The sequence below is a fragment of the Enterocloster sp. genome (assembly GCF_057861365.1).
This window is the reverse complement of the sequence record NZ_DBMACH010000006.1, coordinates 60,493-85,963: the sequence shown is the minus strand read 5'-3', so window position 1 is coordinate 85,963 and position 25,471 is coordinate 60,493. Positions and strand designations below refer to the sequence as shown.

Genomic DNA, 25,471 nt, shown 5'->3' with positions numbered 1-25,471 from the left:
TGATTTTTTTATAGAATTCTAAAGAAAATTTCAAAGAAAATACATAGTAAAAACACAGATTACGTAGTAATATGTATCGTGTATACAGAAATGAATGGAGAGGAGAGTTCATTTATGAAAAGAAAATATTTTATGATCGCAGTGATGGCAGCTGCCCTTGGAATGACAGCCTGTTCATCTCAGAAAACAGAGACTGAGGCAGCAACGGCTACGACAGCCGCGTCTTCGGTAGCAGAGACAACCACGGCAGAGGCTTCTTCCGAGGAAGAGGAGGCAGAGACGGAGAGCTTTTACGGTATTGTAAAGACAGTAGAGGATACGGTTATTACAGTAACAGACGATGCCGGAACAGAAGCCGGATTTGACGTGTCCGGAGCAGAGCTTACCGGAGCAGAGGCCATCGGTGAAGGCGATGAGGTAGATGTTTACTACACAGGAGCGCTGGGAGAAACGCCGGCAAAGGCCGTAGAGGTTGATATTGTGATTTCCGCAGCAGAGGAAGCCGAGGAGGAAGCTGCTGAGGAGGATGATCTGACAATTACGGGAACCATTGAAAGCACAGAAGATGGAAGCCTTGTTTTAAAGACGGAGGACGGTTCCTATACCTTAAATACCCTCATTGCCCAGACGGTCACAAAGGATGGCGTTAAGGCCGGCACAGAGGCAGATATTACATATTATGGAGATCTGGAAGATGAGGAAGTTCCCGCAGTCGCTACAAAGATCGTGACTGCAGACGCCAGAGATACAGAGGACGCGGGAATTAAGACCCTTACCGGTACCGTAGCAGAGGCAGAGAGCAATCATGTTGTTCTGGATACAGAGGATCCGGAAAATACCTTCTTTTCATTTGTGGGGGAAGATGGGATGTTTGACGGCTTAAAGACCGGAGATACGGCTACTGTGATCTATGAGGGTACATTAACAGCCAAGACCATTAAAGCATTAGGACTTAAAAAGTAAATAATTTCTTTTACACCCACCTGTTGGAATCGTTCCGGCCGGCGGGTGTCTGCATATAAAGGATTCTGTAAAAAAATTAGCACTCGACTCTTGACACTGCTAATAACATGTGTTATAGTACGCATAGAACAAAGAACAGAAACACGATTCCGCAGCAGAAAGGGGAATGGCGTATGAATATCAATAAATTTACACAAAAGTCCATGGAGGCGGTGCAGGGCTGTGAAAAGCTGGCGTATGAGTACGGCAATCAGCAGATCGATCAGCCGCATCTGCTTTACAGTCTCCTGACCTTGGATGACAGCCTGATCATGAAGCTGGTTACGAAAATGGGAATCCAGGGAGATATGTTTAAAAATGAGGCCAAACAGGCCATTGAGAAGCTTACAAAGGTAAGCGGCGGCGGCCAGCTTTACATCAGCAATGATTTAAACAAGGTACTGATTAACGCTGAGGATGAAGCAAAGGCTATGGGAGACGAGTACGTTTCGGTGGAGCATTTGTTTTTAGCACTTTTAAAGCAGCCCGGACGGGAAATGAAGGAGCTGTTTAAGACTTATGGAATCACCAGAGAACGGTTTTTGCAGGCGTTGTCCACCGTCCGGGGCAATCAGAGGGTAGTCAGCGACAACCCGGAGGCGACCTATGATACACTGGAAAAATATGGTTATGACCTGGTAGAGCGGGCCAGAAACCAGAAGCTGGATCCGGTGATCGGCCGCGACAGTGAAATCCGCAACGTAGTCCGTATTCTGTCCAGAAAGACAAAAAATAATCCGGTGCTGATTGGTGAGCCCGGCGTAGGTAAGACAGCCGTTGTAGAAGGTCTGGCTCAGAGAATCGTCCGGGGCGATGTGCCGGAGGGCTTAAAGGATAAAAAGCTCTTTGCCCTTGATATGGGAGCCTTAGTGGCAGGAGCCAAGTATAGAGGCGAATTTGAGGAGCGTTTAAAAGCAGTTCTGGAAGAGGTAAAAAAGAGCGAAGGCCAGATCATCCTCTTTATTGATGAGCTTCATACCATTGTGGGAGCAGGAAAGACAGAGGGATCCATGGATGCGGGCAATATGTTAAAGCCCATGCTGGCAAGAGGCGAGTTGCACTGCATCGGCGCTACTACCTTAAATGAATACCGCCAGTACATTGAAAAGGATGCGGCCTTAGAGCGCCGGTTCCAGCCGGTTATGGTGGCAGAGCCTACGGTTGAGGACACCATTTCCATTCTCAGAGGACTGAAGGAGCGGTATGAGGTTTACCATGGCGTAAAGATCACAGATTCCGCTCTGGTAAGCGCAGCCATGCTGTCCGACCGCTATATTTCCGACCGTTTTCTGCCCGATAAGGCCATTGACCTGGTAGATGAGGCCTGTGCAATGATCAAAACTGAAATGGACAGTATGCCCGCAGAATTAGACGAGCTGTCCCGCAGGCTGATGCAGATGGAAATCGAGGAAGCAGCATTAAAAAAGGAAACAGACCGCTTAAGCCAGGATCGTCTGGCAGATTTACAGAAGGAGCTGGCAGAGCTGCATGATGAATTTACCGCAAAAAAGGCTCAGTGGGAAAATGAAAAATCCAGCGTAGACCGCCTCTCTGCTCTCCGTGAAGAGATTGAGGCTGTAAACCGCCAGATCCAGGATGCCCAGCAGAAATACGATCTGAACAAGGCGGCAGAGCTTCAGTATGGAAAGCTGCCCCAGCTGCAGAAGGAGCTGGAGGCAGAGGAAGAGAAGGTTAAAAAGGAAGATCTGAGCCTGGTTCATGAGAGTGTGACAGAGGATGAGATTGCAAGAATTGTGTCCAAATGGACCGGCATTCCTGTGGCAAAGCTTACAGAGAGCGAGCGCAGCAAGACCCTTCATCTGGATCAGGTGCTCCATAAGAGAGTCGTAGGACAGGACGAGGGCGTTGAGAAGGTCACAGAGGCCATTATCCGGTCAAAGGCAGGAATTAAAGATCCTACGAAGCCCATTGGTTCCTTCCTGTTTTTAGGCCCCACCGGCGTAGGTAAAACAGAGCTTGCCAAGGCTCTTGCAGAGTCACTGTTTGATGATGAATCCAATATGGTGCGCATTGATATGAGCGAATATATGGAGAAGCATTCTGTGGCACGTCTCATTGGAGCGCCTCCAGGATATGTGGGCTATGATGAGGGCGGACAGCTTACAGAGGCTGTGCGCCGCAAGCCCTACAGCGTAGTGCTGTTTGATGAGGTGGAAAAGGCACATCCGGATGTATTTAATGTGCTGCTGCAGGTACTGGATGACGGACGGATCACAGATTCTCAGGGACGCACGGTGGATTTTAAAAACACCATTATCATTCTTACTTCCAACATCGGCTCCCAGTATCTTTTAGAGGGGATTGATGAGAATGGCTCCATCCGCCCGGAGGCTAAAGAGGCTGTGATGAATGACCTGAGAACTCATTTCCGTCCGGAGTTTTTGAACCGTCTGGATGAAATGATTCTCTTTAAGCCTCTGACAAAGGAAAATATTGGAAGTATTGTGGATTTATGCATTGCGGACTTAAACCGCCGTCTGGCAGACCGGGAGTTAAAGCTGGAGCTTACAGAGACAGCGAAGGCCTTTATCACAGAAAACGGCTATGATCCCGTATATGGCGCCCGTCCTTTAAAGCGGTATCTGCAAAAGAATGTAGAAACCCTGGCAGCAAAGCTGATTTTAGGAGGAGGGCTGCGGGAAGGCGCTGTAATCGTGATCGATGTATCGGAGGATGGAAGCAGGCTTATCGCTTATACGGAATAAAAAGAAAGGAAGGTCATAAGGTGAATAAGATTCCAAAGGATCCCATGATCCTGTTCAGCTTTGTGAATACACAGCTTAGAGACCGTTTCAGTTCATTGGAAGAGATGTGCAGAGAAATGGAGCTGGATCAGTCTTATATAGAAGAAACTCTGGAAGGTGCAGGGTTTTCCTATGATCCCAAACGGAACTGCTTCCGCTGATGGTTGGCAGCAAAAGCCGGCTTTATCTGATGTCTGGTCAGATAGGGCCGGCTTTTTTGAGGTGGTGCGAAAGGGCGAAGGCTGGAAATAAATAACAGGATGTGGTAGACTGGACAAAAGATCATTCACGGAATAGGGATGTATATTGTGATGGGGGATCTGTTAAGCTATAGTAGGAATACCCGATAGAGGATGAACAAAGCAGGAGGAGATATATGGGAGTGATATTCAATGAGGCAGAGGCTGTCTGGGAATGGCTTATGACGCATCTTATCGTAATCAATCTCTTGTTTTCCATTATTATTATTTTTTTCCAGCGCAGAGATCCCAGATCGGTATGGACCTGGCTGTTTGCTCTGAACTTTATTCCGGTGTTCGGAATTATATTTTATCTTCTTTTCGGCCAGGATTTAAAAAAGAGCCGGATGTTTAAGGTAAAGGGAATCAGCGATCGGCTGAATATGCCGGTTAAAAGCCAGGAAGAGATTATCCGCTCAAGCGATATTCCGGAGGAAATGATGGATCCCCTCATAAGGGATTTCCGCAGCCTGATCCTCTATAACCTGGAAACTTCCGGAGCTGTGCTTACGACCGACAATCAGGTGAAGATCTACACAGACGGCCAGGCGAAATTTGAAGGCCTTCGGACCGCTCTGCGCCGTGCCAGCCGATTTATCCACATTCAGTATTATATTATTAAAAATGACGAGGTATTTGATTCGATCGTGCCGATTCTGGAGGATAAGGTGCGTGAAGGCGTAGAGGTGCGGATTCTTTATGACGGCATGGGGGGGCGCTTTATGCCGAAACGCCGGTGGGAGGAACTGCGCCGCGCCGGGATTTTAGTCGGTGTATTTTTCCCTCCTATTTTAGGCTGGCTGAACCTGCGTGTAAATTACAGAAATCATAGAAAAATCGTTGTGATAGACGGGAATGTGGGATTTGTAGGCGGTTTTAATATTGGACGTGAATATATTTCAAAGGATCCCGGATTCGGTTATTGGAGAGATACCCATCTGCGGATCACCGGTGAAGCAGTGATGAGCCTGCAGATCCGCTTTGCACTGGACTGGAATTATGCTACGGGAGAGAATCTCTTTAAAAATGAGGCCTATTTCCGGACAGATCTGAAAAAGAAGACGGACGTCCGAAGGGATAAAGAAAGACCGGCCTGGCCTGATCCTGAACTGGAGGGAAGCCAGGTGGGAATGCAGATCATTGCCAGCGGTCCGGATACCAGAGAACCCCATATCCGAAACAACTATCTGGAACTGTTTCACAAGGCAAAGCACCATATTTATATTCAGACGCCTTATTTTGTGCCGGACGACGCCATTTTTTCGGCGCTTAAGATGGCTGCTTTGTCCGGGGTCGATGTGCGTCTGATGATTCCCTGTAAGCCGGATCATCCGTTTGTGTACCGGGCAACCTGTTCTTATGCAGGAGAACTTTTGGATTATGGTGCAAAGGTCTATATCTATACTAATGGTTTTCTCCATTCCAAGGGGATTATGGTTGACGGCCGGGTCTGCTGCTATGGCACTGCCAATATGGATATCCGGAGCTTTGAACTGAATTTTGAGGTAAATGCTACGATTTATGATGAGGCGGTCACGGCAGAACTGGAGCAGGCATTTATGAATGACCTGCCTCACTGCCGCCAGATAACAAGAGAGGATTATAAAAAAAGAGGCCTTCTGACCAGGATCAGGGAGCAGGGAAGCCGTCTTTTGTCTCCGCTTTTATAGGAAGAATAATTTTCAGTTCTGCTGTCCATACTAGCCCTATGAAGAGACAGTATAATGGAAAATTAAAAGAATCGCTCCGCAATTTCTGCCGCTGCGGGATTGCGGGCTGGTGTCTGGAGGTCATTTTCACTTCATTGGAATCCTGGATGCGGGGAGATATGCGGCTCATGGGGCGCACCTCGCTCTGGATGTTTCCCATCTATGGCATGGGAGTCCTTCTGCCGGGGATCGTAAATACGGCAGACCGTTGGCTCACCGGCCTGTCTGCATTCCCGGAGGCGGGAACCGATCGTATTTCACCACCAGCCAGACTGGTGCGCCACGGACTTATGGATATGGTTCTGATTTTTACGGCAGAGTATGTGACAGGAACGATTTTAAAGCATTTTAATGTGTGCCCATGGGATTATTCCATGTGGCCCGATCATATCGGCGGGGTGATCCGGCTGGCTTTTGGGCCCCTGTGGTTTTGCACCGGGCTTCTCTTTGAGATGCTTCAGACCCCCGGCAGACTTGAAAACTCAAACTAACAAAGAGTTGTATTTCCGATGTTTTCTGGTATATAATGGATACCATCAGCGGGCAGGAGAGCATCCCTTTATCCGCTGATGGCAGTAAATATTTTGAACAGAAGGAGAGTTACATATGATACGCTTATTGCTGGCAGCCATCGCCATTGTGCTGTATTTGGTACTTACTTTTCCGGTTTTGTGTTTTCTGGAGAAAAAGGCAAAAAAGAACCCGGAGGAGGCAGGCTGGAAGAGCTTTTCCATGGTGCGGTGGATTTTTAAAAAAATCAGCCGGATCGCCGGGATCACATACGAGGTGCGGGGGCTGGAAAATATTCCCACCGACCGGGCGGTGCTTTATGTGGGAAACCACAGAAGTTATTTTGATATTGTCATGGGCTATATGACCGTTCCTGGACTGACCGGTTTTATTGCCAAAAAGGAAATGATAAAGATCCCGCTGCTAAACCGCTGGATGGATCGGATGAACTGCTTATTTTTGGATCGTTCGAATATTAAAGAAGGTTTAAAAACTATTTTGGCAGGAATTGAAAAGATCAAGGGAGGAATTTCCATGTGGATTTTCCCCGAAGGAACCAGAAATCCCGGTGAAAATCCGGAAAAACTGATGGAGTTCCATGAGGGAAGTTTAAAGATTGCAGAAAAGAGCGGCTGTCCGGTGATCCCTGTTGCCATGGTGGGGACGGCAGAGGTATTTGAGCGTCATTTCCCATGGATCCGGCCCAGCCATGTGATCATCGAATACGGAAAACCCATTTATTTAAAGGAACTTCCGGCAGAAAACCGCAAGTTCCCCGGAGCCTACACAAGAGAGATCATTTGCTCCATGATAAAAGAGCTGGAGGAACAGAGATGAAGGAACTGAACTTACAGGAGATCCGGCAGCAGCTGGATGTGATTGACGCCAGCCTGACAGAGCTGTTTGAGACACGTATGGAGCTGTGCAGAGAGGTGGCTGAGTATAAGATACAGACCGGAAAGCCTGTTTATGACAGGGAGCGGGAGCAGCAGAAGCTTAAGGCGGTTACGGCTCTGGCTCACAGTGATTTTACGCGCAAAGGTACATATGAACTGTTTTCGCAGATCATGACCATCAGCCGCAGGCTTCAGTATGGTCTTCTGGCTTCCCACGGGCAGGAGATGGACACCGTGTTTTCCATGATCGAGGATTTAAAAAGGGAAAATGTGCGGATCGTATATCAGGGTGTGGAGGGCTCCTATGGACACGGTGCGGCCCGCCGGTATTTCGGCCCGGATGCGGATATGTACCATGTAAAGACCATGGAGGATGCCATGACAGAGGTGGAGGAGGGTCGGGCAGATTATGCGGTGCTCCCTATTGAAAACTCCTCCGCTGGGGCAGTAAGCGACAACTATGATCTCTTAGTAAAGCATAATGTGTACATCGCAGCGGAAACGGAGCTTCCGATTAACCATGCGCTGCTGGGCCGGGAAGATGCGGATATTAAGGATATCCGGACAGTTTATTCCCATCCGCAGGCTCTGATGCAGACCTCCCAGTATCTGAATGCCCACAGGGACTGGAAACAGATCAGCACGGTCAATACGGCGGTAGCGGCTAAAAAAGTGGCAGAGGAAAACGATCGTTCCCAGGCGGCGGTAGCCAGTGAGATTGCGGGAGAGCTTTATGGCTTAAAGGTGCTGGAGCGCTCCATTAACCACAATAAAAATAATGTGACCCGTTTTATTATCCTGTCAAAGGATCCTGTATACAGAAAGGGCGCTAATAAGGTGAGCATCTGTTTTGAGGGCGTCCACAGAAGCGGCTCTCTTTACAATATGCTTGGAAATCTGATTTACAATGACATCAATATGCTGATGATCGAATCGCGCCCCATTCCCGGGAGAAGCTGGGAATACCGTTTTTTTGTAGATGTGGAAGGGTCTTTATCCGATGCAAAGATCCGCAATGCTTTAAAGGGGATTTCTGAGGAAGCCGTATCCTTAAGGATCCTGGGAAACTACTGAGCCGAACCGGTTGGAGCGTGGATTCCCTTATCCGCTGATGGTAAGGGAAATATGGATACAAAGAAGAAACGAGGAAAGAGATATGGATATCAGAGGACTTGTGATCTACCGCAATTTAAAACATCAAACGCTGTTTGAGCAGATGGCAGGACTTATGGGAATGTCAGAAGAAAAGGAGAGTACAGATTCGTTTGCCTGTGCGGGACAGCTGATCGAACTGGCTGCAAAGTATGGCTTTGAAGGAAACCTGTGGCACTGTTTTCTGGCGCTCTGCCTGGCAGATAATGAAAATGCATATACAACTGCCTGTGAGGTCAAAGGGCCTGCAGGCGGTACTCTGGATCTTCTGGCGAAAGAAGACTTTGCCATTTTCAAGGCACTGTTTGATTTTGATCTTTCTTCTCTTGCGCCCTCTTCTTTGTGGAGCCTGCTTGCGGACTACCGCCCGGCACTTCAGGAGAGCCGGGTTTTTAACCGCAGGATCAGGGACAGGATCGTGGAGCTGGCAAAGGCCCTGGAGCAGGCATCTGACCTGGAAGGATTTCAGCAGACTATGGTGGAATTTTACAGGGGATACGGGGCGGGAACTTTTGGACTGAATAAGGCTTTCCGGATTCTGGAAAAAGAGGCCGGAGGGCTGACGGTGATCGATCCCATTGTAAATGTGGAGCATATTTATTTTAAGGATATTGTGGGATATGAGCTTCAGAAGCATAAGCTGATTGAAAATACGGAGGCTTTTGTAAATGGAAAAGAGGCCAACAACGTACTTTTATTCGGTGATGCGGGAACGGGAAAATCCTCCAGCGTAAAGGCGGTTTTGAACGAATATTACAGCAGGGGCCTGCGTATGATTGAGGTATACAAGCACCAGTTTAAGGATCTTTCAGATGTTCTGGAGCAGATCAAGGACCGCAATTACAAGTTTATCATTTACATGGATGATCTGTCCTTTGAGGATTACGAGCTGGAATATAAGTATTTGAAGGCTATTTTGGAAGGAGGACTGGGAAAACGCCCGGATAATGTGCTGATCTATGCGACCTCCAACCGCCGCCATCTCATCAGGGAGAAATTCAGCGACAAGAGGGAGCTGGATGACGATCTTCACAATAATGATACGGTTCAGGAGAAGCTTTCTCTGGCAGCCCGGTTCGGCGTTACGATTTACTACGGTTCACCGGATAAACGGCAGTTTCAGTCCATAGTCAAAGCGCTGGCTAAGAGGCATCAGCTGGATATACCGGAGGAGGAACTGCTTTTGGAAGCCAATAAATGGGAATTGAGCCACGGAGGACTTTCCGGGCGTACGGCTTCCCAGTTCATTACCCATCTGCTGGGATGCGATTTTACATAAAATATACAGAAATTTTACATCATAAGGAAGAAAGAAGATGAGTCCGGGATTATAATAGCAGTCATATAGTCCCGGGCTTAGGCCATACAGGGGATCGGGCAGCGCGCCCCAAAAGGAGGAAGAACGTGGCAGTAAGAATGTTTGCAGCGATAGAGATCGGCTCATTTGCTCTGGAACTGGGAATTTATGAGATTTCTGAAAAGACGGGGATCCGTTGTGTAGATCACATCCGCCATGTGATCGCTCTGGGAAGCGATACCTTCAGCGAAGGAAAAATCAGCTACGGTCTGGCGGATGAGATGTGCTCTGTTCTGGAGGATTTTACGGGGATTATGAAAACCTACCGGGTGCGGGAGTACCGGGCTTACGGAACCACAGCCATGCGCGAGGCGAAAAACAGCCAGATCATCCTGGATCAGATCTGTGTAAGAACCGGACTTAAGGTGCGAATTATCAGCAATTCAGAGCAGCGTTTTATCAGCTATAAGGCAGTGGCGGCAAAGACAGGAGAATTTAACCGGATCATCCAGAAGGGAACGGCGATTGTAGATGTGGGCTTTGGAAGCGCCCAGATTTCTCTGTTTGATAAGGATACTCTGGTAACGACCCAGAGCCTGCCTCTTGGTACTCTGCGGATCCGCAGCCAGCTGGCTAAAATCCCGGCCAGTGTAAGGTCGCATTGTCTTCACATTGAGGAGCTGGTAGATAATGAGCTGATAACCTTTCGGAAAATGTATTTAAAAGACAGAAAGATTGATAATCTGATCGGGATCGGAACCAATATTACCTATCTGATGCGCCAGCTTGGATTCAACACAGCGGCAGACCGTGTGGATGCCAAAGAGATGGAGCTTTTTTATGAGCGCCTTTCTCAGATGACCCTGGATCAGATTGAGGAGCGTTTTAATGTGAACAGTGAGTACGCATCCCTGCTCCTTCCGGCAGCGGTTGTATACCGCAGAGTGATGGAGGTTACGGGAGCGGGACAGTTCTGGATTCCTGATATCGGCCTTTGTGACGGCATTGCGGCAGAATATGCCGATGACTGCCGTCTGTTCCGATTCAGCCACAGCTTTGAGAATGATATTCTGGCAGCGGCCAGAAATATGGCAAAGCGGTATAAATGCCATGCGGGCCATAATCAGATGCTGGAGCAGTATGCGTTATCTATCTTTGACGCTGCGCGGAAATTTCATGGTATGGGAGCAAGGGAGCGGCTCCTGCTCCAGATCGCAGTGACGCTGCATGGCTGCGGTAAGTTTATCAGCATCCGAAATTCCAATGAAAGCAGTTATAACCTGATCATGTCTACGGAGATTATCGGACTGAGCCATCTGGAACGTGAGATTATCGCAAATGTAGTCCGCTACAATATCCGTGATTTTGATTACGATACCATTCAGCTGGAAACGCAGATCGGAGAGGATGGAAGCGGCAATCTAAACCGAAGCTCCATTACCATTCTTATAGCCAAGCTGACGGCAATCCTGCGCCTTGCAAATTCCATGGACAAGACCCACAAGTCCAAGCTGGCAGACTGCCGGATGGCGATCCGGGAGGGAGAGTTAGTCATTACCACAGGATACACGGGAGATCTGGCTCTGGAGCGGGCGTCCTTTGAACAGAAGGCGGATTTTTTTGAGGAAATATTTGGAATAAGGCCGGTGTTAAAGCAGAAAAGGAGGGCATGACATGGCAGAAAAAGAAAAAAATACCACAGATTTTGGAGCAGATCCCTCCAATTTTGTTAATCGGGAACTGAGCTGGCTGGAATTTAATTACCGGGTTCTCAGCGAAGCCAGAGATAAGAGCCTGCCCTTGTTTGAGCGGCTGAAATTTTTAAGCATTACAGCCTCCAATCTGGATGAATTTTATATGGTCCGTGTGGCTTCCCTAAAGGATATGGTACACGCGAAATATATGAAGCAGGATATTGCAGGAATGACGGCTCAGGAGCAGTTAGACGCTATCAGCATAAAGACCCATCAGCTGGTGGAGCTGCAGTATTCCACCTATATCCGTTCCCTGGTGCCGTCTTTGCGCCAGAACGGCCTGCGGATCATCATGGAGCATGAGGATCTTACAAAGGAGGAAGCGGCCTGTGCGGACTCCTATTTCCAGACCAATGTATACCCGGTGCTTACCCCCATGGCCTTTGATTCCTCACGGCCCTTCCCGCTGATCCGCAACAAAACCCTGAATATTGCGGCTCTGTTAAAGAAAAAGAACGGGGATGGAGAACTGGAATTTGCCATGGTGCAGGTGCCTTCTGTGCTGCCAAGAATCGTAGAGCTTCCCAGAGAGACAATGGAGGATGGCACAGAGCAGAGGGTGGTGATCCTTTTAGAGGAGATCATTGAGCGGAATATGCCCTCCCTGTTCTTAAATTATGATATTGTGGCCTCTCATCCCTTCCGCATCATGCGGAATGCAGATCTTTCCATTGATGAGGAGGAGGCGGTGGATCTTCTGGAGGAAATCCAGAAGCAGCTGAAAAAGCGCCAGTGGGGCGAGGCAATCCGGCTGGAGATTGAATCCAATGTAGATAAGCGGCTTCTTAAAATCCTGAAAAAGGAGCTTTCCATCAGCAGTCAGGATATCTTCCGCATCCCTGGGCCATTAGATCTGACCTTCCTTATGAAAATGTATGGTCTGGAAGGCTTTGAAGCCTTTAAGGCTCCCAAGTACATCCCGCAGCCGGTACCGGCCCTGATGAATGAGGATGATATTTTCACCAACATCCGAAAGGGCGATATCCTGCTCCATCACCCATATCAGAGCTTTGATCCGGTGGTGGACTTTGTGCGCAGCGCAGCCAGAGATCCGGAGGTTTTAGCCATCAAACAGACCCTTTACCGTGTGAGCGGAAATTCCCCCATCATTGCGGCTTTGGCAGAGGCGGCGGAGAATGGAAAGCAGGTATCCGTACTGGTGGAATTAAAGGCCCGTTTTGACGAGGAAAATAATATCAACTGGGCAAAAATGCTGGAAAAGGCCGGCTGCCATGTGATCTACGGCCTGGTGGGACTTAAGACCCACAGCAAGATCACTCTGGCAGTCCGCATGGAGGAGGACGGAATCCGCCGCTACGTCCATCTGGGTACGGGAAATTACAATGATTCCACTGCAAAGCTTTATACGGACTGCGGCATTTTAACCTGCGATCCCCAGATCGGCGAGGACGCCACGGCAGTCTTTAACATGCTGTCCGGATATTCGGAGCCAAAGGCCTGGAATAAGCTTTCTGTCGCGCCTCTGTGGCTGAGAAACCGGTTTCTGCGAATGATCCGCCGGGAGACAGCCCACGCAAAGGAAGGACGCAGAGGCCATATTATGGCAAAGATGAACTCCCTTTGCGACAAAGAAATCATCAAAGCTCTCTATGAGGCCTCCTGTGCCGGAGTGGAAATTGAGCTTGTGATCCGCGGGATCTGCTGTCTGCGTGCCGGAGTGCCGGGGTTAAGCGAGCATATCCATGTGCGTTCCATTGTGGGAAATTTCCTGGAGCACAGCCGGATTTTCTATTTCCTCAATGACGGAAGTCCTGAGGTTTATATGGGAAGTGCAGACTGGATGCCGCGGAATCTGGACCGCCGGGTGGAGATTCTGTTCCCGGTAGAGGATGAAGCTTTAAAGGAGCAGGTCATCCATATTCTGAAGGTAGAACTGGAAGATAATGTAAAAGCCCACATTTTACAGCCGGACGGCACCTACGAAAAGGAGGATAAGCGGGGAAAGGTCTTAATAAATTCTCAGGAGCAGTTCTGCCTGGAGGCGGTGCAGCGGGTAAAGGAATACAGGGGAGAGGACGACCCGGCAGTGACCCGGATCTTTAAACCCATAGAAAGCGGAAATATATAAATTCAATAAAAAGAGCGGTTCTGCTGATGCAGGACTGCTTTTTTTATCCGTAACATATTTTCCCATAATTTTTCAAGAAAAAAGTAAGGAAAACCATTGGTTAATATGGTATGATAATCATAAATATACTTTACAAAGAAATGATAACGTATGAGGAGGGGAATCATATGCCCGATATCAACATTCTGGTAGTAGACGATGAAAAGGAGATCGCAGATCTTATAGAGATTTATCTGGTAAGTGATGGCTATAAGGTTTTTAAGGCGGAAAATGCCTTAAAGGGCCTTGAGATCCTGGAAAAAGAGGAGATCCATCTGGTGCTCCTTGATATCATGATGCCGGGGATGAACGGCCTTGAGATGTGTAAAAAGATCCGTGAAACCAACAATATCCCGATCATTATGCTCAGCGCCAAGTCAACCGACCTTGACAAGATCCTGGGACTGGGGACCGGAGCGGATGACTATGTGGTAAAGCCCTTTAATCCATTAGAACTGACGGCACGGGTAAAATCCCAGCTTCGCCGCTATACCCAGCTAAATCCCAACAGCATGGCAAAGGAAGCGGTAAGCAGCGAAATCACCATCAAGGGAATGAGCATCAACAAGGACAATCACAAGGTGGTGGTAGACGGCGAGGAGATCAAGCTGACGCCGATTGAATTTGACATTCTTTATCTTCTGGCCTCCAACCCGGGAAAGGTATTCAGTACAGATGAGATTTTTGAGCGGGTATGGAATGAAAAGGTATATGAGGCCAATAATACGGTTATGGTACATATCAGACGTTTAAGAGGAAAGATGAAGGAAGATACCAGGCAGAGCAAGATTATTACAACTGTGTGGGGAGTAGGCTACAAGATTGAAAAATAGTATGGGAAGCAGTTACCGGTTCCGTGTGCTGACCCATATTGTATACAGCGCCATCATTACCTGCCTGGTAGAAGTATTTCTCATTACAAATCTTTCCATGGTGGCGCGCTACATACAGCAGAGCGGGAAGGTATCGGCTCTGGTCCATTTTATTTTAGAGCAGCATCTGGCAGTGGTGATCCTGTATGTGCTGGTGGGAATTGTGATCTTTTCGGTGACCTTTATGATTTTGGAGGAGCCGGGTATTCGCTATCTGGGACGTATTTCCGATGCGGTTCAGAGTATTTCCCAGGGCAATCTGAATACAGAGGTGGATGTGACTGGGGACGATGAGTTTTCCGCTATGGCGGCAAATTTAAACAAGATGTCCTCAGATATCCGAAAGCTTATGGATAAGGAGAGAGAAGCGGAACGCACGAAAAATGAACTGATTACAAATGTGGCTCACGATTTAAGGACGCCCCTTACCTCCATCATCGGCTATCTGGAGCTTTTAGCCGGGAATACGCAGATCCCCCAGGAAATGCAGCACAAGTACATAGAAATTGCCTACAGCAAATCCAGACGGCTGGAAAAGCTGATTGAAGACCTTTTCGGTTTTACGAAGCTGAATTACGGAAAAATCGCCATGCACATAGGACAGATCGATATTGTAAAGCTTTTAGAGCAGCTCTTAGAGGAAGCCTACCCCAACTTTGAGGAAAAAAATCTGTCCTATGACCTTCAGAGCAATGTGCCTGCAAAGATCATAAGTGCTGACGGAAACCTTCTGGCCCGTCTGTTTGACAATCTGATTGGAAATGCCATTAAGTACGGAGCTGATGGAAAGCGGGTTCTGGTAAAGATCCACGGAGAGGAGGACACGGTTACGGTTTCCGTGACGAATTTTGGCCGTGTGATCCCTGCAGATGAGCTGCCTCTTTTATTTAACAAGTTTTACCGGGTGGAGCAGTCGCGTTCTGCCACAACCGGAGGCACCGGCCTTGGTCTTGCGATTGCAAAGGAAATTGTGGATATGCACGGAGGCACCATCCGGGTTGCCAGCGATTTAAATGGTACAGTATTTACGGTAAAGCTTCAGGTACATTTTGATATTGAGAAAGAACAGTTCGGATCATGACGGTGATCCGGCCATAAAAAGAGAGGAAAATACAGATGTACAGATATACACGGGTGCTGAAAGGCGCCCTTTTTGCCCTTTTGTTTTCTCTTTCCGCCCTGCTCCCTTCCTATGCTGCAATTACGGCAGACGGTCCGGGAAGCGGTGTGGCAGGCCCCAGAGAGACTGTGCCGGAAGAAGGCGCACAGACAGAGGCGCTTTGGCAGGATCCGGCTTCACCCCATCCATTGGAGATGGAAGTGGTGTACGGCTATGATAACACAGCCAGAAGCGGCCGTATCCTTCCGATGACCATCCGGGTTACAAATTCTACAAAGGAGGACTTTACGGGAACGCTTCGGGCTGCAACTCTTGAACCGGAATACAGTCCTTATGGAAATAGTTCTCTTTCAGAGTACGGTACTTACCGGTATGAATACCCCATTGAGGTAAAGGCAGGGGAAACGGTTGAAAAAAAGATTCAGATTTCCCTCAGCATTCAGGTAGATCAGGTACTGCTGTCTTTAGTAGATCAGGAAGGAAAGGAGACAGCCGGACGCCGGATCAGGCTGGATCTGAACCTGGATACAGCGGAGCTGTATGTGGGGGTTTTGAGCGACCATCCGGAACGCCTTTCCTATATGGATCATATGGGGATCAATTACAGTACACTCCGCACCCGTCTTATTGAGCTGGATCAGGATACGATGCCAGAATCCCGGCAGGAGCTGGATCAGCTGGATGTGCTTTTGATCAATGATTTTGATACTGGGTCTCTGGACAGCCGGCAGCTTGAGGCTGTATGGGAGTGGACCCAGAGCGGAGGTACCCTTCTGTTCGGAACAGGGGAGCATGCAAATGAAACGCTGGGAGCCTTTTCCAAGGCGCTCTTAGCCAGCCCACTTCCTCAGGCCGTAGAATTTGAACTGGATATGGAAAGCAGTCAGGAATCCTCGGAATATGGGGACAGCCGGATTGTTCTGAACTGCACAGAGGTGGACTTAAAGGGAAGTACGGAGGTCATGACAAAGGGGCCGATGGAAATTATTTCCAGCACACCGGTGGGCAGAGGAATGGCGGCAGCGGCAATTTATGATTTTGGAGATCTGAAAGAATACGGGACTGACAATCCCTCCTATGTAGACCGCCTGTTTACAGGGCTTATAGGAGAAAACCGTCTGAATCTTTTAAGCAGCGGAAACGGAGGCTCCTCCACAGGCCGTTACTGGGAGGTACAGAGCCTGATCAATACGGGGAATGTAAACCGTCTTCCCAAAGTAGGGCTTTACGTTACGCTGGCAGTTGCCTACGTGGCTCTTGCGGGGCCGGGGCTTTACTTCTTTTTAAAGCAGAGGGAGCTGCGCCAGTATTATCAGCCTGCAGTAGCCATTTTGTCCCTGTGCTGTACCGGTATGGTGCTTTTGATGGGGATACCCACGCGGTTTAACGGCCCGTTTTTTACCTATGCCTCCATTCAGGACGCAGGAGAAGAGGATGTATCAGAAACGTTGTTTATCAATATGCGCTCTCCCTATAATCACAGCTATGGGGTATCTCTGGATCCTTCGTACCGTCTGTTCCCTGTCTGCGATTCCTCGTACTACAATCCGGGTACGGTTCCGGCTCTGGTGGATTCTGAGGATCCGGATATGGTGATCCGGTATAAGGAGGATGAAACGTATATTGAAGCGAGAGATACAGGCGCTTTCAATCCCAGTTATTTCCAGATGGAGCGTAACCTGCCAAATGAAACAGGGCAGGGATTTTCCGGGGAGATACGGGCCTTTGAGGGAACGATCACAGGGACGATAACGAATAATTACCCGTGGACCGTAGAAAATGCGGCGCTGCTTTTATATAACCAGATGGTAATGATCGGAACCATAGAGCCTGGACAGACGATTTCCCTGGATGGACGCGAGCTGATATACTGCGCAACGGATTTAGGATATGCTATGGCCGCTCAGATTACCGGAGCTTCACGGTACGGCCAGAAGGTAAATATAGAGGATCCGGATTATGTAAGGGCGCTGGAGCGGACCAATCTCCTTTCCTTCTATGTGGAAAATTATTTTTCCGGATATCATACCCAGGCACGGGTGGTAGCCTTCAGCCAGGAGCAGAAGGAAACGGGATTTTTGAGAAATCCGGGAACAGAAACCTATGGCTGCACGCTTTTAACTTCGGAGTTGGATGTAAATTATGAACAGGATGGCCTTGTAAGCCGTTCGGCGATGCAGAAGCAGCCGCATGTGCTGGCAGGAGAGTACGATGCGGCGCGCAACACCATCTACGGGATAAATCCGGTGGTTCTGGAATATTATCTTGGAAATGAGCTGGAAGTAGATACGCTTCATTTTCATCGTCTCAGCGAAGGAGTGGTTGCAAATTTAAGATATTATTATACCGTACCGTTTGAAGGAAATATGTATTTTTACAACTATAATACAGGCTCTTATGATCGGATGGACAGTGCGGTAAGCCAGTATAACAGGGAGGAACTGGATTCCTATTTGTCACCTGGAAATACGATCACTGTGAAATATGTGTATGATACAGCCGGAGAGTATACATGGAATATCATGCTCCCGGTTCTTACAGTTACAGGAAGGAGACAGCCCTGATGCTTACAGTAAGAAATCTTCACAAAATATATGGAAAATACCATGCCTTAAGCGGCCTGGATATGAATGTAGGCGATGGCGCACTTTACGGCTTTGTAGGACCCAACGGCGCAGGAAAGACAACGACATTAAAAATTATGACAGGGCTTTTGGGCGCAGAAGAAGGAAGTGTGACCATTAATGGAAAGGATGCACTCAGGGACCTGGGGGAATTAAAGGGGATGATCGGTTATGTACCGGATTTCTTTGGGGTATACGATAACCTGACTGTGGCAGAATACATGAGTTTTTTTGCCTCCTGTTATCAGCTTGACGGCCTGATGGCAAGAAAACGGTATACGGCTCTTCTGGAGCAGGTAGGACTGGAGGATAAGCTGGATTTCTATGTGGACGGACTTTCACGCGGAATGAAGCAGCGGCTCTGTCTTGCAAGGGCTCTGATCCACGATCCGGCGATCCTCATCCTGGATGAGCCGACCTCAGGCCTGGATCCGAGAACCAGGTTTGAATTTAAAGAAATACTCAGTGAATTAAGGAGTACGGGAAAAACCATTATTATCAGTTCACATGTACTGTCAGAGCTGGCGGAGATGTGTACGGATATCGGGATCATCGATCAGGGACGGATGGTGCTGGAGGGAAACATAACGGCGATCCTGTCGCGGGTCAACGCCTCAAATCCTCTGGTAATTTCCGTATACAGCAATATGGAGCAGGCCATGGCGGTCCTGCGCCGCCATCCCTGTGTCCAGACTATTTCCATGCGGGAAAAGGATATCTGCGTCCGCTTTGCCGGAGACGGCACCGATGAGGCGATGCTCCTTCAGCAGCTGATCGATGCTGGCGTCTTGGTAAATGGCTTTGTTCGTGAGAAGGGCAGTCTGGAGTCCGTCTTTATGCAGCTGACAGATCATGAAGAAGAAAGGGTGGTGACGTCTTATGAGGCAGAATCCGGTTTACAGCCGTGAGATGAAGGTCAGCGCCAGAAGCCCTAGATTTCCTTTGATCCTTTCCCTTTTTAACGGGATTCTGTGTCTGGCGGCTCTGATCAATATGTACTCGGTGGTTCTGCGGGTCCGTACCAATGCCACGATTCAGTACAGCAGTTTTATGGATATCTACGAATTTGTCACAGCCATTGAGTTTATCCTTCTGATGTTCATTGTGCCTGCCGTCACGGCAGCCAGCATCAGCGGCGAACGGGAGAGGCAAACATTAGATCTGATGCTTACCACCCAGATGACAGCGGCTCAGATTGTGACAGGTAAGCTGATGGGTGCTTTAAGCTCCTTGTTTGTGCTGATCCTGTCCAGTTTTCCTGCGGTAGCCATGGTGTTTGTCTATGGCGGCATTACCTGGTGGGATGCTCTGTCACTGATCTTCTGCTATGTGGCAGTGGCTTTTATGGCGGGAAGTCTTGGGATCTTCTTTTCATCCGTATTCCGAAGATCCACGGTTTCTACGGCTGTAACATACGGCACTCTGATCGCTTTTGTGGCAGGAACGTATTTTATCAACCGTTTTGCCCTCTCGATGTCTGCTGCGAATCTAGACCAGACCATAGCGGTATATGCGATGGAGGCGCCTGCCATCCGTGCTTCTTCCGGAGGCGCTTTTTATCTCTTTTTGATGAATCCGGCCTTTACCTTTATGGCAGTCATTGGAAATCAGGCCGGGCGCAGCACCTCCTTTGCCAGCGTATGCAGCTATTTTGGAATGGAGAATACAGGCTTTGTGATGGAGCACTGGGTTCTTTTAAGCGTTCTTCTACAGCTTGCCGCAGGAGCGCTTCTTCTCTGGGAGGCAGTGCAGTTTCTGGAGCCTGTGAAGAAGAAAGGAAAAAGAAAAAATAAGAGGATGAGGCACACATTTTAAAAACAGGCGTATACTGATCGTATAAAGAATGTCTGGCGCATCCAGCTGGTGCTTTATCATAGATACAGACCTTTTTAGGTCCGGGCGGTGACGGCGCGTTTTGCGCAATCGCCGTTTACATAGAAAACGGATGAACCGATATGAATGAGAATTATACCTATATCCTGCGGTGTGCGGACGGAACGTATTACTGTGGCTGGACCAATAACCTGGACAGGCGTTTAAAGGCCCACAATGAAGGGAAGGGTGCCAAATACACACGTTCCCGAAGACCGGTGGCCCTTGTCTATTATGAGGCCTTTTCCACAAAAGAGGAGGCTATGAGACGGGAATATGAAATAAAACAGCTCCCCCGAAAGAAAAAGGAGGAGCTGATTTTTAAGCAACAAACTGATACATCATCATGTAATGGCAGAGACTTCCGCCCATGACAAAGAGATGGAAAATTTCATGGGAACCGAAATATTGGTGTCTCGCATTGAAAATAGGCAGTTTCAGGGCGTAGATGACGCCGCCCAGGGTGTAAATGATGCCTCCGGCCAGAAGCCACAGAAAGCCTGCTTTTGGCAGCGCTGCCAGTATCTTTGAAAAGGCCAAGATGCAGATCCAGCCCATAGCAATATAGATCATGGAAGAAAACCATTTGGGACAGGTGATCCAGAAGGCGTTGATAAAGATCCCAAGGACAGCGATGACCCAGACCAGTGCCAGAAGAGCCCATCCCGTCTGATCTCCCAGTACGATCAGGCATACGGGCGTGTAGGTTCCTGCAATGAGCACAAAGATCATCATGTGGTCGATTTTTCGCAGCAGTTGGTTGATTTTTGGGGAAATATCCAGCGTGTGGTAGATGGTGCTGGCTCCATAGAGGCCGATCATGCTTAAAATAAAAACAGCCAGAGCCGCCAGATGAAACTGTTCAGGAGACCGGGAACCCTTAATAAGAAGAGGAACTGCTGCGGCTGCTGCCAGAACCATGGCGATAAAATGGGTCAGGGCGCTGCCCGGATCCTTTATCTTTCGTAAATTGTGTTTTATTTTCTGTGTCATGAATGATACCTCCTTTAAAAATATGACAAGGCTGATATAACTATGATATATAGTATTCAAAACTACATTATGATGTAATATATACTATACACGGAATGGACGGAATATGCAATACATTTGAAAAAATTATTTGATTATCAAAGTAAATGGGAAGAAAGGGGATAAGATATGCTTTCTGTATTATATGAAGATTCGGATATTCTGGTAGCGGTAAAGCCTGCAGGAGTGGAATCGCAGTCAGCCAGGGGCTTTGCAAAGGATATGGTCAGCGAGATCCGCAGATATCTCACCATTCAGGCCAGAAATCCACAAAATATCCACAAATTAACCACATTATCCTCAAAAGGGCAGGGGAAAAATCAGCCGCCTTATGTGGGAGTTATCCACAGATTGGACCGGCCTGTGTCGGGAATTATGGTGTATGCCAGAAATCAAAAGGCTGCAGCTTCTCTTAGTTCCCTGATGCAGCAGGGAAAAATGGAAAAATGGTATAAGGCAGTGGTATGTGGAAAACCTGTGGATAATCATGGTGTATATGTGGATTATCTCAGACAGAATCAGGGAGAGAACCGGTCTGAAATTGTGGATAAATCGGCAGCAGGAAGTAAACGGGCAGAGCTTTCATATACGGCAGAGGCATCGACAGAGCGCTGTGACGCGGGGGAGAGCAGGGAATACAGTCTGGTGAGGATACGTCTGCTTACAGGCCGCCACCACCAGATCCGGGTACAATTTTCCGGCCATGGAACACCCCTTTATGGGGATGATAAATACGGAGAAAAGACAGCTCCCGGACAACCTGACCTATTGGCTCTGTGTGCCTTCCGTCTGTCCTTCCCTCATCCTGTAACGGGAAAGCGGATGGAGTTTGAAATGGAGCCGTCCGGAGGCGCTTTTGAGTGGTTTAAGGAAAATCCATCTTAAAAGTGAAGAAAAAATGGTACTTTTGCAGAATGACGCTGCAACTATTTTTTGTTATAATGGTTTGGATCGATTAAAAGGCAGGTAAGGGGAAAATGGAACGGATATCAGAATCAGGGCTTGGACGGCTCCTCCATTATAATATGACTTGTATAGGCGGTTTTATGGGAACCTTTGCAGTCTGCGGGTTTGGAGGGAATTTTGCCTCGGCCCATACGGGAAACATCATGAGTCTTACAAAGGATCTGGTGGGGTGCGATCTCATACAGGCAGGAATCCGGCTGGGGGCTCTGGTCTTATTCAGTCTTTCCATTGCGGCAGCCTATCTGATAAACCGTATGGTAAAGCCTGACATGGAACGGCTCTGTCTGATCGTGGATGTGGGAGGGTTCCTTTTGTGCCTGCTTCTTCCAAAGGGACTTCCCGATCTGGTCCGGCTTTACCCTATTTTTATTGCGTCAAGCTTTCAGTGGGGAACATTTTCCGGAACAGACGGCTATAACAGCTCCACTATCTTTACAACCAATAATTTAAAGCAGTGTGTTTTGAGCTGGACTCAGTATCTCTTAGACCATGAGGAAACCATGCGCCGCCGTGCCTGGTTTTATACCATAACCGTAGGGGCCTTCACCGTGGGGGCGCTCATTGGCTGCATGGCTGTGCTGAGGATGGGTGGTCGCGGCGTTGTGTGGGGACTGGGGCTTATTTTGGCGGCAGGAGTTTTGAGCTTCCTGAAAAAGCGGCAGATTGAAAAAGGCGAGAGTTCCAAAGACAGGACTGCTTCTCCGGCAAAAGATAAAAAGGTTCATGCTCCAGCGGTATAAAAACTGTGGGTTCTCAAAAACAAGAAAACAGGCATATCAGCCCTGACAAGGTGCATTTACACCAGGTTGGGGCTTATATGCCTGTTTTTTAACGTGATGTTATGCCGGACGATGTCCCGCCGGCTTTATAATTATGACAGCCGAAGCGCCCAGTCTCTGCAGTCCCAGATATCCGTAGCCAGTCCCTCATAGAACTCCGGTTCATGGCAGATTAAAAGGATGCTTCCTTTGTATTCCTTTAATGCACGTTTCAGCTCCGCCTTTGCATCCACATCCAGATGGTTGGTAGGCTCGTCTAAAAGCAGCACATTGGATTCACGGTTGATCAGTTTGCACAGACGCACCTTGGCCTGCTCGCCTCCGCTTAAAACACGCACCTGGCTTTCGATATGCTTGGTTGTGAGGCCGCATTTTGCCAGGGCAGACCGAACCTGATACTGGGTATAGGAAGGAAATTCCTTCCAGATCTCATCCAGACAGGTGTTGGTATTGCCGGGAGCCATTTCCTGTTCAAAATATCCGATGGACAGGTAATCTCCCAGCTCTACGGAACCGGACAAGGCAGGAGTCAGTCCCAGGATGCTCTTTAAAAGGGTTGTCTTTCCGATGCCGTTGGCACCTACCAGCACAGCCTTCTGTCCCCGCTCCATCACCAGGTTTAAAGGCCGGGAAAGAGGCTCATCATAGCCGATCACAAGATCCTTTGTTTCAAAAATGTATTTTCCTGCGGTACGGGCTTCCAGGAAATGGAATTCAGGCTTTGGCTTCTCCTTTGCCAGCTCAATGACTTCCATTTTATCCAGCTTCTTCTGCCGGGACATGGCCATATTCCGGGTTGCCACACGGGCCTTGTTGCGGGCCACAAAGTCTTCCAGCTCTGCGATTTCCTGCTGCTGGCGCTTGTAGGCAGCCTCCAGCTGTGCCTTCTTTACCGCATAGACCTCCTGGAATTTGTCGTAATCGCCCACATAACGGTCCAGTCTCTGGTTTTCCATATGGTACACCAGATTGATAACGCTGTTTAAAAACGGGATATCATGGGAAATGAGGATAAATGCATTTTCATAATCCAGAAGATACCGCTTCAGCCATTCGATATGCTGTACATCCAGATAGTTGGTAGGTTCGTCCAAAAGCAGGATATCGGGCTTTTGCAGCAGCAGCTTTCCCAACAGCACCTTGGTTCTCTGGCCTCCGGAAAGCTCTGTTACATCCCGCTCCATGCCGATCTCATCTAAGCCCAGGGCGCGGCCTACCTCGTCTACCTTGGAATCAATAATATAGAAATCATGGGCCATCAGCAGATCCTGTATGGTTCCCAGTTCTTCCATCATCTCATTCATTTCCTCTTCACTTGCCTCGCCCATGCGGTCACAGATGGCATTCATGTTTGCTTCCATTTCAAAGAGGGGCCCAAAGGCGCTTTTTAAGACTTCCCGGATCGTCATTCCCTTTTCCAATACCGTGTGCTGGTCCAGATAGCCCACATTTACATTTTTCGCCCATTCTACCTTGCCTTCGTCAGGCATCAGCTTTCCGGTGATAATGTTCATAAAGGTGGACTTTCCCTCGCCGTTTGCTCCTACCAGGCCGATATGCTCGCCTTTTAAGAGACGGAAAGATACGTCCTGAAAAATAGCTCTGTCTCCAAAGCCATGGCTTAAATGCTCTACGTTTAAAATACTCATATTTCCTTTAAACTCCTTATATCTGCTTGCTGAGTGTCCTGTATATTCCAGTCGATTGTACATGAGAACCGGGGCTGTGGCAAGAGGTTTGAAGGCTTTCTGTCAAAAATCATCTTGAAAAAATTCTTCAAACTGATTAAACTGGTACTATGGACTTATTATATAGAAAAACACCGGAAGGAATCTGTTTGGAGCGCTGTTATACCCTGGACGGCGCTCCCGTTCTTCCGGAGCGTATGGATGGAATGCCGGTGACAGAACTGGATCGGTATTTTTTTTCGCAGACTGTAAGAGGACGGGAGGTTCCTCCGGAAGAGCTTAATGGAGAGCCTGAGCTTTGCGGATCAGGGCTTGATGAGCTGACTCTTCCGGAGTATCTTAGAAAAATAGGCCCTTATGCCTTTTACAACTGCTTTCATTTGAAAACCCTGTCCTTCTGGAGTACGGTGGAGGACTGGGGAGCCGGTGTATTTACCGGTTGCACAGGGATAAAGCATCTGAAGATCCGGGTGGTACCGGGCAGAAAGTCCTGTTTTAAGGAGGTTCTTTCCGAGCTGCGCCAGGAACTTATGGCTGATTATCTGAACCCGGAGGGAAGGCTTCTTGCCAGACTGGTATTTCCTGAGTTTTTTGAGGAATCGGTGGAAAATACCCCGGCTCGGATCATTATGAGAGAAATGCACGGCTGCGGCCATATGTACCGGTATTGCTTTGAGGATACGCAGTTTCAGTTCCGGGAGTATGACCATCTGTTTCCTAATACCGTGATCCAGGAACGGCCCGGTCTGGCAGCTCAGATGGCAGTGTACCGTCTGTACTGGCCCTGGGGTCTGACCGATGAATTTAAAGACCAGTACTGGGGATTTTTAAAGCAGCATCCAAGAGAAACGGCATCAGGGCTGACGGACAGGCGGGAAACAGCGATTTTGAAATGGCTGTCCTGGCAGACAGAGGCAGATCAGGCCTTTCTGGAGGGGCTGTTAAATGGGATTGAAGATCAGAGAGATCCCCAGGCTGCGTCTGTTTTGCTGGATGCGGTACACAGCCGGTTTGGCGGGCAGGTAAAAGAAAAAAAGACCACCCGCACCTTTAAATTGTAGATTAA

Annotated in this window: 21 protein-coding genes; 19 read left to right on the top strand and 2 right to left on the bottom strand. The window is 48.4% G+C overall.

Going from position 1 to position 25,471, the window contains the following annotated elements:
* Positions 1-114 precede the first annotated feature (114 nt).
* The 16 genes from ACZM6M_RS08180 to ACZM6M_RS08105 all read left to right on the top strand — a co-directional run bounded on the left by ACZM6M_RS08180 (position 115) and on the right by ACZM6M_RS08105 (position 20,314).
* Entirely contained in the window at positions 115-963 is an 849-nt protein-coding gene (locus tag ACZM6M_RS08180; RefSeq protein ID WP_337434459.1) for a hypothetical protein, read from the top strand.
* Between the two features lie 173 nt (positions 964-1,136).
* Positions 1,137-3,728, top strand: coding sequence for an ATP-dependent chaperone ClpB (clpB, locus tag ACZM6M_RS08175; RefSeq protein WP_066550519.1), 2,592 nt, complete (start codon positions 1,137-1,139; stop codon positions 3,726-3,728).
* 20 nt (positions 3,729-3,748) lie between these two features.
* Complete coding sequence (locus tag ACZM6M_RS08170) at positions 3,749-3,928, top strand: DUF4250 domain-containing protein (RefSeq protein WP_066550516.1); 180 nt, start codon at positions 3,749-3,751, stop codon at positions 3,926-3,928.
* Positions 3,929-4,143: 215 nt separating this feature from the next.
* Complete coding sequence (gene cls / locus ACZM6M_RS08165) at positions 4,144-5,676, top strand: cardiolipin synthase (RefSeq protein WP_066550513.1); 1,533 nt, start codon at positions 4,144-4,146, stop codon at positions 5,674-5,676.
* 38 nt (positions 5,677-5,714) lie between these two features.
* The gene (locus tag ACZM6M_RS08160) at positions 5,715-6,206 is read left to right on the top strand and encodes a putative ABC transporter permease (protein ID WP_337434461.1); all 492 of its coding nucleotides are present in this window, start codon (positions 5,715-5,717) and stop codon (positions 6,204-6,206) included.
* 115 nt (positions 6,207-6,321) lie between these two features.
* Positions 6,322-7,062, top strand: a complete 741-nt coding sequence (locus ACZM6M_RS08155; RefSeq protein WP_066550507.1) for a lysophospholipid acyltransferase family protein — start codon at positions 6,322-6,324, stop codon at positions 7,060-7,062.
* Entirely contained in the window at positions 7,059-8,195 is a 1,137-nt protein-coding gene (pheA, locus tag ACZM6M_RS08150) for a prephenate dehydratase (RefSeq protein WP_337434462.1), read from the top strand. The genes ACZM6M_RS08155 and pheA overlap by 4 nt, the downstream gene beginning before the upstream one ends.
* Before the next feature lie 82 nt (positions 8,196-8,277).
* Positions 8,278-9,552 (top strand): ATP-binding protein, encoded by a 1,275-nt coding sequence (locus ACZM6M_RS08145; protein ID WP_417045431.1) that lies wholly within the window; start codon positions 8,278-8,280, stop codon positions 9,550-9,552.
* Between the two features lie 125 nt (positions 9,553-9,677).
* Positions 9,678-11,243, top strand: coding sequence for a Ppx/GppA phosphatase family protein (locus ACZM6M_RS08140; RefSeq protein WP_296034609.1), 1,566 nt, complete (start codon positions 9,678-9,680; stop codon positions 11,241-11,243).
* A gap of 1 nt (position 11,244) precedes the next feature.
* Entirely contained in the window at positions 11,245-13,413 is a 2,169-nt protein-coding gene (locus tag ACZM6M_RS08135) for an RNA degradosome polyphosphate kinase (RefSeq protein WP_296034607.1), read from the top strand.
* 167 nt (positions 13,414-13,580) lie between these two features.
* Positions 13,581-14,285 (top strand): response regulator transcription factor, encoded by a 705-nt coding sequence (locus ACZM6M_RS08130; protein WP_066550494.1) that lies wholly within the window; start codon positions 13,581-13,583, stop codon positions 14,283-14,285.
* Between the two features lies 1 nt (position 14,286).
* Positions 14,287-15,405 carry a sensor histidine kinase gene (locus ACZM6M_RS08125; protein WP_317438128.1) on the top strand — a complete coding sequence of 373 codons (1,119 nt, stop codon included), beginning with the start codon at positions 14,287-14,289 and terminating at the stop codon, positions 15,403-15,405.
* Between the two features lie 35 nt (positions 15,406-15,440).
* Positions 15,441-18,008 carry a DUF8725 domain-containing protein gene (locus ACZM6M_RS08120; RefSeq protein ID WP_489490098.1) on the top strand — a complete coding sequence of 856 codons (2,568 nt, stop codon included), beginning with the start codon at positions 15,441-15,443 and terminating at the stop codon, positions 18,006-18,008.
* Positions 18,008-18,976 (top strand): ABC transporter ATP-binding protein, encoded by a 969-nt coding sequence (locus ACZM6M_RS08115; RefSeq protein ID WP_317438096.1) that lies wholly within the window; start codon positions 18,008-18,010, stop codon positions 18,974-18,976. The genes ACZM6M_RS08120 and ACZM6M_RS08115 overlap by 1 nt, the downstream gene beginning before the upstream one ends.
* On the top strand, positions 18,948-19,883 hold the full coding sequence (locus ACZM6M_RS08110) for an ABC transporter permease (RefSeq protein WP_418493995.1): 936 nt from the start codon (positions 18,948-18,950) through the stop codon (positions 19,881-19,883). The genes ACZM6M_RS08115 and ACZM6M_RS08110 overlap by 29 nt, the downstream gene beginning before the upstream one ends.
* Positions 19,884-20,023: 140 nt before the next feature.
* Positions 20,024-20,314 (top strand): GIY-YIG nuclease family protein, encoded by a 291-nt coding sequence (locus tag ACZM6M_RS08105; RefSeq protein ID WP_081422994.1) that lies wholly within the window; start codon positions 20,024-20,026, stop codon positions 20,312-20,314.
* On the opposite strand, the gene trhA is transcribed toward ACZM6M_RS08105, so the two are convergent.
* Positions 20,262-20,933 (bottom strand): PAQR family membrane homeostasis protein TrhA, encoded by a 672-nt coding sequence (trhA, locus tag ACZM6M_RS08100; RefSeq protein ID WP_417045645.1) that lies wholly within the window; start codon positions 20,931-20,933, stop codon positions 20,262-20,264. The two genes, ACZM6M_RS08105 and trhA, sit on opposite strands and share 53 nt — an antisense overlap.
* Positions 20,934-21,101: 168 nt before the next feature.
* On the opposite strand from trhA, the gene ACZM6M_RS08095 reads away from it, so the two are divergent.
* Together ACZM6M_RS08095 and ACZM6M_RS08090 are read left to right on the top strand one after the other, a co-directional pair.
* Positions 21,102-21,857, top strand: coding sequence for an RluA family pseudouridine synthase (locus ACZM6M_RS08095; protein ID WP_317438097.1), 756 nt, complete (start codon positions 21,102-21,104; stop codon positions 21,855-21,857).
* A gap of 92 nt (positions 21,858-21,949) precedes the next feature.
* Positions 21,950-22,678, top strand: a complete 729-nt coding sequence (locus tag ACZM6M_RS08090; RefSeq protein WP_340275864.1) for a YoaK family protein — start codon at positions 21,950-21,952, stop codon at positions 22,676-22,678.
* Positions 22,679-22,809: 131 nt separating this feature from the next.
* Here ACZM6M_RS08090 and ACZM6M_RS08085 read toward each other — a convergent pair whose 3' ends face one another.
* Positions 22,810-24,366, bottom strand: a complete 1,557-nt coding sequence (locus ACZM6M_RS08085) for an ABC-F family ATP-binding cassette domain-containing protein (RefSeq protein ID WP_066550475.1) — start codon at positions 24,364-24,366, stop codon at positions 22,810-22,812.
* A gap of 188 nt (positions 24,367-24,554) precedes the next feature.
* On the opposite strand from ACZM6M_RS08085, the gene ACZM6M_RS08080 reads away from it, so the two are divergent.
* Complete coding sequence (locus ACZM6M_RS08080) at positions 24,555-25,466, top strand: leucine-rich repeat protein (protein WP_417045642.1); 912 nt, start codon at positions 24,555-24,557, stop codon at positions 25,464-25,466.
* Positions 25,467-25,471: the final 5 nt, after the last annotated feature.

Coding starts and splice junctions, on each gene's coding strand:
- trhA (WP_417045645.1), bottom strand. CDS start 20,933: ATGACACAGAAAATAAAACACAATTTACGAAAGATAAAGGATCCGGGC.
- ACZM6M_RS08090 (WP_340275864.1), top strand. CDS start 21,950: ATGGAACGGATATCAGAATCAGGGCTTGGACGGCTCCTCCATTATAAT.
- pheA (WP_337434462.1), top strand. CDS start 7,059: ATGAAGGAACTGAACTTACAGGAGATCCGGCAGCAGCTGGATGTGATT.
- ACZM6M_RS08125 (WP_317438128.1), top strand. CDS start 14,287: ATGGGAAGCAGTTACCGGTTCCGTGTGCTGACCCATATTGTATACAGC.
- ACZM6M_RS08130 (WP_066550494.1), top strand. CDS start 13,581: ATGCCCGATATCAACATTCTGGTAGTAGACGATGAAAAGGAGATCGCA.
- ACZM6M_RS08155 (WP_066550507.1), top strand. CDS start 6,322: ATGATACGCTTATTGCTGGCAGCCATCGCCATTGTGCTGTATTTGGTA.
- ACZM6M_RS08180 (WP_337434459.1), top strand. CDS start 115: ATGAAAAGAAAATATTTTATGATCGCAGTGATGGCAGCTGCCCTTGGA.
- ACZM6M_RS08135 (WP_296034607.1), top strand. CDS start 11,245: ATGGCAGAAAAAGAAAAAAATACCACAGATTTTGGAGCAGATCCCTCC.
- ACZM6M_RS08115 (WP_317438096.1), top strand. CDS start 18,008: ATGCTTACAGTAAGAAATCTTCACAAAATATATGGAAAATACCATGCC.
- ACZM6M_RS08110 (WP_418493995.1), top strand. CDS start 18,948: ATGAGGCAGAATCCGGTTTACAGCCGTGAGATGAAGGTCAGCGCCAGA.
- ACZM6M_RS08105 (WP_081422994.1), top strand. CDS start 20,024: ATGAATGAGAATTATACCTATATCCTGCGGTGTGCGGACGGAACGTAT.
- cls (WP_066550513.1), top strand. CDS start 4,144: ATGGGAGTGATATTCAATGAGGCAGAGGCTGTCTGGGAATGGCTTATG.
- ACZM6M_RS08160 (WP_337434461.1), top strand. CDS start 5,715: ATGAAGAGACAGTATAATGGAAAATTAAAAGAATCGCTCCGCAATTTC.
- ACZM6M_RS08120 (WP_489490098.1), top strand. CDS start 15,441: ATGTACAGATATACACGGGTGCTGAAAGGCGCCCTTTTTGCCCTTTTG.
- clpB (WP_066550519.1), top strand. CDS start 1,137: ATGAATATCAATAAATTTACACAAAAGTCCATGGAGGCGGTGCAGGGC.
- ACZM6M_RS08145 (WP_417045431.1), top strand. CDS start 8,278: ATGGATATCAGAGGACTTGTGATCTACCGCAATTTAAAACATCAAACG.
- ACZM6M_RS08085 (WP_066550475.1), bottom strand. CDS start 24,366: ATGAGTATTTTAAACGTAGAGCATTTAAGCCATGGCTTTGGAGACAGA.
- ACZM6M_RS08095 (WP_317438097.1), top strand. CDS start 21,102: ATGCTTTCTGTATTATATGAAGATTCGGATATTCTGGTAGCGGTAAAG.